At 48.4% G+C, this 10254-nt stretch carries 10 protein-coding genes; 7 read left to right on the forward strand and 3 right to left on the reverse strand.

The annotated features are described in order from the left end of the window. Positions 1–145 precede the first annotated feature (145 nt). The 6 genes from IQ256_RS11545 to IQ256_RS11570 all read left to right on the forward strand — a co-directional run bounded on the left by IQ256_RS11545 (position 146) and on the right by IQ256_RS11570 (position 6198). Positions 146–916 (forward strand): ABC transporter substrate-binding protein, encoded by a 771-nt coding sequence (locus IQ256_RS11545; RefSeq protein ID WP_193855698.1) that lies wholly within the window; start codon positions 146–148, stop codon positions 914–916. A 160-nt stretch (positions 917–1076) separates the two neighbouring features. Then, positions 1077–2597, forward strand: coding sequence for a glutamine synthetase family protein (locus tag IQ256_RS11550; RefSeq protein WP_193855699.1), 1521 nt, complete (start codon positions 1077–1079; stop codon positions 2595–2597). A gap of 73 nt (positions 2598–2670) precedes the next feature. Beyond that, positions 2671–3462 carry an MOSC domain-containing protein gene (locus tag IQ256_RS11555; RefSeq protein ID WP_193855700.1) on the forward strand — a complete coding sequence of 264 codons (792 nt, stop codon included), beginning with the start codon at positions 2671–2673 and terminating at the stop codon, positions 3460–3462. A gap of 342 nt (positions 3463–3804) precedes the next feature. Then, positions 3805–5364 carry a sodium:alanine symporter family protein gene (locus IQ256_RS11560; protein WP_193855701.1) on the forward strand — a complete coding sequence of 520 codons (1560 nt, stop codon included), beginning with the start codon at positions 3805–3807 and terminating at the stop codon, positions 5362–5364. A gap of 83 nt (positions 5365–5447) precedes the next feature. Further along, a complete protein-coding gene (locus IQ256_RS11565) occupies positions 5448–5876 on the forward strand; it encodes a universal stress protein (RefSeq protein WP_193855702.1) in 429 nt (142 codons plus the stop codon). A 136-nt stretch (positions 5877–6012) separates the two neighbouring features. Then, the gene (locus IQ256_RS11570) at positions 6013–6198 is read left to right on the forward strand and encodes a hypothetical protein (RefSeq protein ID WP_193855703.1); all 186 of its coding nucleotides are present in this window, start codon (positions 6013–6015) and stop codon (positions 6196–6198) included. A gap of 10 nt (positions 6199–6208) precedes the next feature. On the opposite strand, the gene puuE is transcribed toward IQ256_RS11570, so the two are convergent. After that, positions 6209–7111: an allantoinase PuuE gene (gene puuE / locus IQ256_RS11575; protein ID WP_193855704.1), complete on the reverse strand. Its 903-nt coding sequence runs from the start codon at positions 7109–7111 to the stop codon at positions 6209–6211. Between the two features lie 92 nt (positions 7112–7203). On the opposite strand from puuE, the gene IQ256_RS11580 reads away from it, so the two are divergent. Further along, positions 7204–8109, forward strand: a complete 906-nt coding sequence (locus IQ256_RS11580; protein WP_193855705.1) for a GNAT family N-acetyltransferase — start codon at positions 7204–7206, stop codon at positions 8107–8109. A gap of 47 nt (positions 8110–8156) precedes the next feature. Here IQ256_RS11580 and IQ256_RS11585 read toward each other — a convergent pair whose 3' ends face one another. Continuing rightward, positions 8157–8705: a hypothetical protein gene (locus IQ256_RS11585; RefSeq protein ID WP_193855706.1), complete on the reverse strand. Its 549-nt coding sequence runs from the start codon at positions 8703–8705 to the stop codon at positions 8157–8159. 145 nt (positions 8706–8850) lie between these two features. After that, a complete protein-coding gene (locus tag IQ256_RS11590) occupies positions 8851–10206 on the reverse strand; it encodes an NAD(P)-binding domain-containing protein (protein WP_193855707.1) in 1356 nt (451 codons plus the stop codon). Between the last annotated feature and the right edge of the window lie 48 nt (positions 10207–10254).

Genomic DNA, 10254 nt, shown 5'->3' on the forward strand with positions numbered 1-10254 from the left:
GTTTATCTGGAAGAGAAACGGTATTCTCTGCTACTTTCGATCTAGAAATTAATAAAGAACGAAGACTCACAACAAAAGACTAAGCAGGCCATAAAAGCTTGAGAAAATGACCAGAAAAGACCAAAATTCGTGAGGAATTATCAGCATGCAATCTGCAGAAGCTTTGTCAGCAAATCTTGAAGTTTCAGCCACGCAGCAGTCTTTAACCAAACGACCCGGCTATCTCAACATTGTCGCTAGCGACTTTGATGCACGGCCTATGAGCTATATCAATGAAGCAGGCTACCGCACCGGGTATGAGCCGGAGCTAGCTAGAATTGTGTGCGATCGCCTGAATCTCAAACCGGTATGGCACAACCTGCCGATGGAGGATTTCTACACTAGCCTAGACCCTACAACAAACAGCAAGTACGACGTTGTTTGGTTCAACCAAGCAATCACACCCGAACGTCAAAAAGCAGTCTCTTTCACACAACCCTACGGCCTCTTCGACGAAGCAGTATTAGTGAAAAAGTCTAGTGCCGTTGCTTCTCCTGATCAGCTGACTGGTCAGCGTATAGGCGGTCTAGCAGATAGTACAAATATTGCTTTAGTCAAAGGCTTTTCCGGCGCTCAGGCTATCCCTTACCCTGGCAGTGACAAGGTATTGCCCGAAATGCTAGCAGCTTTGCGAGCGGGAAAAATTGACGCACTGATCGATGACGAATTAGTGCTGGTTGTCGCCGCTGAAGAAGACATAAGTTTGCGTCTAGCATTTACGCTACCGACTAAAGCCCCTTTCGCGATTGGAGTTTCAAAGACGCAGCCTCTGCTTTTATCTCAGCTTGAAAATGCTCTTTCCGAACTGATTGCCGACGGTACTCTAGCTGAGCTTTGGACAACGTGGATTCCATGGAAGCCTTTTCCATTCTCGTAACAGTCGATACAGCCTTGTCATAACAAGTTGGATTAACTGAGGAGGGAGTCTGACTAATGAAGTCAACTGACATCGCAGCGCAACCATTGTTAGAAGAATGTTAGAAGAATATTATCGGTTGCTAAAAGACTACTATCAATAAATTACGGAGAGCCCCGCTGTGACCGGAGTGATTATCAGAGCTAGTGTCTCAGAACAGACATCAACTGCTTCAACCGATCTACAAAGTTATCTTGAATCAGCGGGTAGAGACGAGAAAGTCCGGCAGGTGCGCGCCAAGATTGACGAACTGGGTATTCAATACATCTACTATCAGTTCATCTCTATTACCGGCAAGATTGTTGGAAAAGGCGTACCGTCGGATCACTGGGAGAAGACGGCTGAAGGCGGCATTCAGCTAGTATATGGCGCGACGGTAAATCTGGCTCTAGATCGCCGACAACAGTATGTAGGCTATGGCCCAGAGGCCGCTGAGCTAGTGGCTATCCCCGATGTTGATACATTTTGCCAACTGCCTTGGGACCGGCGAGTTGCTAGAGTCTATTGCGTATGCTTTCGCAATCGTGAAGAAGAAGAAAATCCCGGCGGCTTTCTCACAGCAGACTGTCGCGGCAATTTGATCCGGCTGCACGAGGCTTTCCAGACAAAGCACGGCCTGCACCTGCGCCACGGCTGTGAGCCAGAGATGATGTGGCTAAAGAAAGGCCCCGATGGCAAGCCTGACGGCGGCGTGACCAAGCCTAACTGCTATCACATCGATCAGTTTGAAGAATTGCGCCCGGTGTTCTTGAGAGTAATTGAGTACAGCCGGGCGATGGGCCTAGATATGATTCAGGGCGATCATGAGGACGCGCCGGGTCAGCTAGAGCTGAATTTTATGTATGACGATGCGCTAAGGACGTGCGATCGCCTGACGACCTACCGCCAAATCTGTGCTCAAGTAGCCCGAGAATTCAATCTGATTGCCTGCTTCATGTCTAAGCCTTTCTTAGGCGTCTCTGCCTCCGGCTGTCACCACAATCTCTCTTTATGGCGCGGGGGCGACACGACCGTAAAAACATTTGGCATGGACACACTTCTCGGCCTAGAAGGAAACTACACCTATCAACAGGGCGGTGAAAATACCTTCATGCCAGTTCCAGGAAAATCTCCTCGCATTCCAGGCCCGATTGGATTGAACTGCATTGGTGGTGTGATCGCTCATCTAGGCGCACTTACGGCGGTGGGCTGTTCTACTGTCAACTCCTATCGTCGTCTGTGGGACGCTGGCTTTTGGGCACCCGTCTACTCTGACTGGGGCTATCAAAACCGTACTTGTGGCTTGCGCGTTTCTGCGCCTGGGCGGTTTGAATATCGGGCGGTAGATTCGATGGTAAATCCGTACCTAATGGCCGGGGCGATGCTACAAGCTTTTGACGATGGGCTGAGCAACCAGCTAGATCCAGGCGAGCCCGAACAGCGCAACATCTATGAGGCGATGGAAGCTGGCAAGCAAACGAAAAAGCTGCCTATGTCCCTAGGCGAAGCGCTAGATCGGCTGGCTGAAGATGAGGTGATCCAGTCAGCCATGCCGGGTGAAATGTACGGACTATACGAAGAGTACAAGCGCGATGAGTGGATTCGCTTCCTAGCCACTACCAGCAACTGGGATGCTGAAAACTATATGCACTGTTTGCCTTAAAAATTTAATTATCTACACTTAGAGATTTATTTTCTCTTAGTTTCTTTTTGTTCTTCCATTAATGGGGTATGAAATGTCTACGGTTGGCACAATTGAGAGCATCTGGCGCTATCCCGTTAAAAGTATGCGAGGAGAAAATCTTGCCGAAGCTTTTGTAGCTTTTGCCGGACTTATGGGCGATCGCGTCTACAGTTTTGTCACAGACAAAGGCAATCCTGGGTTTCCCTGGTTCACTGCTAGAGATACAGAATCTCTGTTGCTTTATACCCCTCGTTATAAGCAAGCTAGCGCTACGCTCAAGCCCAAAAATCTTGAAGCAGCACAAGGCATGGCCCCTGGCATCAATCCGCTGACTCCAACCATTCAAGACTTTTCTGTAGAGGTAGAAACGCCTGAAGGTAAAAGCTACAGCCTGGATGATGAAGCTTTTTTAGAGCATCTTCAAACCCTTAGCCAAGACCCAACGCTCAGAGTTCATTTCACTCAAAAGAGTCAGTACGACTGTAGACCACTCTCTTTATTCTCAGTTCAACTGCAAGAATTATTGTCTGACCAGCTAGCCGTAGAAATTGACAAGCGTCGGTTTCGAGCAAACTTCTACGTGAGCTGGAATGAGGACATGCCGCCGCTGTACGAGAACGAACTGCTTGGCAAGCGTTTGAAAATAGGTGATCAATTAGAAGTCAACGTGCTAGAGCGCGATCCTAGATGCAAAATGATCACCTTAGATCCAGAGACTTCTGAAGCTAATCCCGATATTATCAAGCACCTCGCAAGTACTCACGAAGGCTACGCTGGTGTATATGCCGCCGTTTTAGTAGAAGGGATGGTCAAAGCAGGGGATACTATTGAGCTTTTGGACTGAGCCTTTGGACTGAGCTTTTGGACTGAGCCTTTGGGTTGGGCATTGGGCCTGAGAGTTTAGACGAAGCTGACAGATAAAGCGGGTTGGCGTGATAAAACCTTGAGTTACAACAACTCACGTATCTTGGGCTACAGTATCCCCAACTGTATAGGGATACAACCGTTAACATGAGCCCATAAAAAGCCCCAAAAGCTCTCTGAGGAGCTTCTAAAAAGAGCCAAAAAGTCTTATACACATAGGTTTTAGCCATTAAATAGTTGATATGAAAGTGAGTGCCGCAACGATAGCTCTGTTGTTGCAGTTCGGTTTTTATCGTTTACATAATTAGAAACAAGGACAGCTATGAGACAGCTATTGTCTAGCTTCAAATATAGGTTTTATTTTTTAGTTGCCGCTACGGTTTTAATACCTCAGGCAGTTTTTGCCCAAGACGGCGAGGGTACAACAGCATCAGTCGGTATTTTAGAATCTATTTTTCAAGGAATAATTAACGTTCTTAATCTAGTATTTTACTTCAAGATTGGGGGCGAAAATGGCATACCGTTTATCGTTCTTTGGTTAGTCGCTGGGGCTGTCTTTTTTACGCTGCGGATGAAGTTTATCAACGTCCGAGCCTTTAAGCATGCGATTGATATCGTCCGGGGTAAGTACGACGATCCTGAGGATGAGGGTGACGTTTCTCACTTTCAGGCATTAGCAGCAGCGCTCTCAGGAACGGTGGGAATCGGAAATATTGCCGGGGTGGCGATCGCGATTCGGCTAGGCGGCCCTGGGGCTGCTTTCTGGATGACGGTGGCAGGCTTCCTTGGGATGTCGAGTAAGTTTGCAGAATGTACGCTCGGTCAAAAGTTTCGGACAATCAAGCCCGACGGTACGGTGGGCGGCGGGCCGATGTACTATCTTTCTCGGGGGCTTTCTTCTATTGGCATGAGGGGCTTTGGCAAAGGCTTAGGCGTTATCTATGCCGTGTTTTGCGCGATCGCCACGATGGGGGCGGGCAATATGTTTCAGGCTAACCAAGCCTACGCAGCTGTGTCGAACGTGATTCCGTTTTTCGAGAATGCAAGCTGGCTGTTTGGCTTGATCCTAGTGGCTATTGTTGGCCTAGTAATTCTGGGTGGAATTGAGAGAATCGGAGCGGTTGCCGGTTTTTTAGTGCCCTTTATGGCGGTAATCTATGCCTTGGCCTGTGTGTGGGTAATGCTAGTGAGGTTTACCGATATTCCAGCAGCGATTGGAACAATCGTTTCGACAGCTTTTGTGCCGCAGGCGGTCGCTGGTGGCTTATTAGGCGCGATTGTTATTGGATTTCAGCGAGCGGTTTTCTCTAATGAGGCCGGGATTGGCTCGGCTGCGATCGCCCATTCAGCCGCCCGTACGGACGAACCAGTGCGAGAAGGCATTGTGGCTTTGTTAGAACCCTTTATCGATACGATGTTCATCTGTAATATGACGGCTATTGTGATTGTCTTAACAGGCGTCTACGCAGATCCGGCCTCCGCCGACCTAGACGGGGCTAGACTATCAGCGGCTTCTTTTGCAACGGTTATTAGCTGGTTTCCCTATGTAATTGCGATCGCTGGCTTCTTGTTTGCTATTTCCACCATGATTTCTTGGAGTTACTACGGGCAGATGGCTTGGTCCTACCTGTTTGGTGAGGCTTCGGTGAATGTGTACAAGGCGCTATTTCTATTCTGCGGATTTGTCGGTTCAATCATCAATCTTCAGCTAGTTCTAGAATTTAGCGATATTCTTTTATTAGCGATGTCTATCCCTAACCTGCTAGGTTGCTTCTTCCTTTCTGGCATAGTGGCTAAAGAGCTAGAGAGCTACATGAGCCGTCTGAACTCAGGTGAAATGTTGGAGTCTGTGCTAGAGGCCAAAGAGCGCGTTTTGAGGTAGATAGTGAGAGAGATAGGGTGTGAAATGAACAACGAATTCCGTTACAGCCTAGGTAAGCAAGACAACATAAGTGGGGATAAGTGATGAACTGGCTCAAGAAAAAAAAAGTTCTGGTTCCCACTGATCTCTCTGAGTCATCTTATGAGGCGATTGCTGTTGCCAAAGCGTACGTTGAAGATGCCTCAGGCTTACAAGTTATCCATAGTCTGTCGCCGCTGCATCCAGCCGATCCAGCGGCGATGTGGGATACGCTGACAGATGAAGAACGCAAGCAAAAGGTTCATAGTTTCATCAGCGAAAAGATGAACGATCTAGGCTATACCGGCGTTCATATTGAGGTCACGCTTGGCGATCCGGCCACTCAGATTATCGAATTCGCTGAAAAGACAGGAGCAGAGATGATCGTAATGCCTTCTCAGGATCATAAAAGTCTCAGCCGTTTTCTGATTGGTTCGGTAGCTGAGCGGGTGATTCGCTCAGCTCACTGTCCTGTTTTAGTGCTCAAATCTTAGGCGTAGGAGCATACGCTTGAATAACGCGCCGCTATGGTTGGGTTCGCTGCACTGGGATGCTAAGAACTATATGAATTGCTTGATCTAAGCAAATAGTCTTTGTAACATCTGAGAAATGTTAACGGAGCGCACTGCTATGAAGAAGCTACTGTCTGCTTTTCTATCATCTGTTGGCGAGATCGCAGCCTGGCTAGAAACCGATCCGGCGATCCTTTCAATCATGCCCTGCGAGATGGCTAGCTTTGATACCACAGCCGTTGAAATCAGCGCTTTTGAGAGCAATAGCTTGGGTCAGCAGTCCGACTATGACGCCCGATCATAACGGCTGATGTCTAGGCAAATGACTTGTGCCAATGCCTGGCAATATCTACGCGCCGACAGATCCAAACCCTCTCGTGGTTTTGCACATAGTCTAAGAATTTTGCTAAGGCAGCCGTTCTTCCAGGTCTGCCAGAGAGCCGACAGTGAAGCCCGACGCTCATCATCTTAGGAGACTGCTGACCTTCTGCGTAAAGGACATCAAACGCATCTCGTAAGTAGGCGAAGAACTGATCGCCTGAGTTAAATCCTTGGGCAGTGGCAAAGCGCATATCGTTGTTGTCTAGCGTATAGGGAATGACCAGATGCGGCTGGCCGTAGTCATGATTCCAATACGGCAAATCATCTGCATAGCTATCAGCATCATAGAGAAAGCCGCCTGCTTCGACGACTAATCGCCGGGTGTTGGGACTGTTGCGGCCCTGGTAGAAGCCTAAGGGTCTGCTGCCAATGATCTGGGTGTGGATGTCGATAGCTTTTTGAATGTGCGATCGCTCCACGTCTTCTCCCACATACTGATAATCAATCCATCGGTAGCCGTGACTAGCCACCTCCCAGCCCGCTTCCACCATCGCCTTGCCCGCGTCCGGGTTTCTCTCTAGCGCCATCGCCACCGCATAGACCGTCAGCGGCAAATTTCGCTCCGTAAACAAACGATGCAGCCGCCAGAACCCGGCCCGACTACCGTACTCGTACATCGACTCCATATTGAGATGACGCACGCCTAGCAGCGGTGAGGCTCCAATAATCTCAGAGAGAAAAGACTCCGAAGCCGCATCGCCGTGTAAAACACAATTTTCGCCGCCCTCCTCGTAGTTAATCACAAACTGAAGCGCTAGCTGAGCTTGGTTTGGCCATTGTGGATTCGGCGGGCGCTGCCCGTAGCCGACTAGATCTCGGGGATAGTTTGCAGTCATAGAATCCGTTCCTTTATGCTCTAAGGCCATTAACCAGCATATTATCTAAAAGAGTACTTTAAAGTTGTTCTAAATTCTCAGGTTGCTAACCAATGGTGTCATCTCAGAGCAACGAACAAAACATCGGGAGTGCGTATACTATCCGAACGATGACTTGTGATCAGTTGGCGATCGCGATTAAGTGGGCCGCTGCTGAAGGCTGGAACCCAGGACTACACGATGCGAAATGCTTCTACGCGGCTGACCCCGACGGCTTTTTGATGGGATTTCTAGATGGTGAAGCGATCGCCAGTATTTCAGCAGTGCGATATGGCAAGACGTTCGGCTTTTTAGGCTTCTACATCGTTAGGCCAGAATGGAGAGGACACGGCTACGGCATTCAAATATGGCAGGCCGGCCTCAACTACCTTCAGGGGCGAAATATTGGTTTAGACGGTGTGGTTGAGCAGCAAGCCAACTACGTCAAATCCGACTTTCAGCTAGCCCATAGAAACATCAGATACGAAGGTACTGGAGGGCTAGGTGAAAACCCGCCTCAGATCGAAAAGATGTTAGGCGACGACATTAGCCTTGTTTCTTTGTCGTCAGTCTCAAGAGAAACTATCATCAGCTACGATAAGCGTATTTTTCTCGATAACCGATCTGCTTTTCTTCACTGCTGGCTAAGTTCGCCTCGTCATGTTGCTATTGGCTTGATGAACAATAACAATCTCGTTGGCTATGGGGTACTTCGCCCTTGCCAGCTAGGATACAAAATCGGGCCGCTCTTTGCAGATACTCCTGAATTCGCAGAGGCGATTTTTCTCGCACTCAAATCTCATGTTCAACCCAGCGTTCCATTTTACCTAGATGTTCCTAGCGTGAATACGGCGGCTGTTGATTTAGCCAAAAAGTATCGTATGACTAGCGTATTCGAGACCGCTAGAATGTATACTCAACAGCCGCCAGCGCTACCCTTGAACAAAATATTCGGCATTACAACGTTTGAGCTCGGCTAGGCCATTGATTCATAGTCATAATTCAAGCGTTCTCTTACGGAATTTAGCTAGACACAGATAACTGAATAAACCTCATATATTCTATAGGGACCTGGTTCGCAATTCTCTAATACTCCAGACTCGACTACATTTTTTGCTTCCTTATACGAGGAAAGTAAACAATGGCTGTTGGTTGGAATACTCTCAGCGAGGTGATTACATGAAAGCGGTGAACATTCACAAACCGTATGAGCACAGAATGATACGATATCAAAGCCTTCCAGTTTCGATTTCTCAGGGATCTTGACATTAGTCTCAAAAGATTTTTCGCCCTGGTACTGGCCCCATTGACGTGTATCTTCATCCCACTCCATCTCGCTAGACATGTAGAAGAACAGCTTCATCTTCTCTAGCGATATATTCTTTTGCTCAGCTATCGACTGCATGATAGCTGGATGATTGAATAGCCAGTAACCATTATGTTTCCATTCATTGATCCAGTCGCAAAAGTCTTCTGAGATGCATCCACTTACAGAATATAGATCTTTGACACTGCCTGCTTTTAGCCAGCTCGGCTTTTCACAGACTTGTTTGAACATATACCCAACTGGAATCATAGTGTTTGTCTAGGTTTTATTAGACCGAGCCGAGCTGCGTACTCTGTGGCCCTGTACTCTGTGGCTCTACCCTCTTGTCAAAGACTTCATGCCTATCGTCAGCAGATCCAAGAGCAAAGATCGGGCAAGCAAAAATCGGTAAAGACTAGCTCTGCAGCGCCCGCTTTGCTAAAAAATCTGCCATTGAATCATCCATCGCCTCAATCCACGGCGTGTGATGAACGGGCGCTTTGGTACCCGTACAGGGAGAAGTAAACGCCTTGTCGCGATAGCCTAGAATGCTGTGCTCTTTGTCGTGTTCCCATTCCTTGAATAGCGATACTGTCATCTCCCAATCGCAAGACGCATAATCTACCGCTTTAGCCAGCTCAATAATGTAATCCTTCTGATAGTCAATTTGTTCAAAGGCGTCGTTTAGCGCCTCTTCTCGCCCTTGCCAGAGCGCAATATCCTCAGCCATCGCTGCGGCATCGGGTAGAACAATGCGACCTAGAACCACATCGCGGGCATACCAAGCTTGCACATCAAACATACTGAAAGTGTAAAACTGATCTTGCATGCCAAGATACATCAGCTTTGGGTTTGGCTCCCAGAAAATTCCTTTATAAAGAGAGCCGGGATAGAGACGATTCTGGGTCTTTAGACGCAGGTTGTCGGCTAGGAAGGGAAAGTGATGCTGATAGCCTACGCATAGAACAATTGCATCTGCGGCCTGAGTGCTGCCGTCCTTGAAGTGAGCTGTTCTACCTTCTATATGTGTGAGAAGAGGAACTTCCCTGATGCCCTCTGGCCAGTCAAAGCCCATGGGTGCTGTGCGGTAGCTGATTGTGACTGAGCGCGCCCCGTATTTATAGCTTTGCAGCGCAATATCTTCCGCAGAGTAGCTGCTGCCGACTACAAGCACATCCTTTCCGGTAAACTCGCGGGCCTCACGAAAGTCGTGGCTGTGAAGCACCCGGCCTGGAAAGCGATCAAGCCCCTCAAAAAATGGCACCCTCGGTACGGAGAAATGCCCTGTACAGACAATGACATGGTCAAAGTCTTCTACCAGTTCGCAGTCAGCTACTAGGTCATGAGCACGAATGCGAAACGTATCTGTTGATTCAATGTATTCTATATAGCGAACCGATGTGCTGAAGTGAATATAACTTTCCAAGTTTTCCTTCTTGGCGCGGCCAGTGATGTAGTCGTAGAGCACTTCTCTGGGCGGAAATGATGGAATAGGCTGGCCAAAGTGCTCATCAAAGGTGTAGTCGGCAAACTCCAGACATTCTTTCGGGCCGTTAGACCAGAGGTAGCGGTACATGCTGCCATGGACAGGCTCACCGTGCGGATCAAGTCCTGTGCGCCAGGTAAAGTTCCACAGACCGCCCCACCCGGCCTGCTTCTCAAAACAGACAATTTCAGGAATGTCAGCTCCTTTTAGACGCGCTTGCTCAAAGGCATGAAGTTGAGAAAGTCCGCAGGGACCCGCACCAATGATTGCAACACGCTCAGCCATTTTAAGTTTATTCCTCTAGAAAAATTGTTAGGGAAAATTGTCTAGACC

It is taken from the genome of cf. Phormidesmis sp. LEGE 11477, assembly GCF_015207105.1.
Taxonomy (GTDB): Bacteria; Cyanobacteriota; Cyanobacteriia; order Phormidesmidales; family Phormidesmidaceae; genus Phormidesmis.

Coding starts and splice junctions, on each gene's coding strand:
- IQ256_RS11545 (WP_193855698.1), top strand. CDS start 146: ATGCAATCTGCAGAAGCTTTGTCAGCAAATCTTGAAGTTTCAGCCACG.
- IQ256_RS11555 (WP_193855700.1), top strand. CDS start 2,671: ATGTCTACGGTTGGCACAATTGAGAGCATCTGGCGCTATCCCGTTAAA.
- IQ256_RS11560 (WP_193855701.1), top strand. CDS start 3,805: ATGAGACAGCTATTGTCTAGCTTCAAATATAGGTTTTATTTTTTAGTT.
- IQ256_RS11565 (WP_193855702.1), top strand. CDS start 5,448: ATGAACTGGCTCAAGAAAAAAAAAGTTCTGGTTCCCACTGATCTCTCT.
- IQ256_RS11570 (WP_193855703.1), top strand. CDS start 6,013: ATGAAGAAGCTACTGTCTGCTTTTCTATCATCTGTTGGCGAGATCGCA.
- puuE (WP_193855704.1), bottom strand. CDS start 7,111: ATGACTGCAAACTATCCCCGAGATCTAGTCGGCTACGGGCAGCGCCCG.
- IQ256_RS11580 (WP_193855705.1), top strand. CDS start 7,204: ATGGTGTCATCTCAGAGCAACGAACAAAACATCGGGAGTGCGTATACT.
- IQ256_RS11585 (WP_193855706.1), bottom strand. CDS start 8,705: ATGATTCCAGTTGGGTATATGTTCAAACAAGTCTGTGAAAAGCCGAGC.
- IQ256_RS11590 (WP_193855707.1), bottom strand. CDS start 10,206: ATGGCTGAGCGTGTTGCAATCATTGGTGCGGGTCCCTGCGGACTTTCT.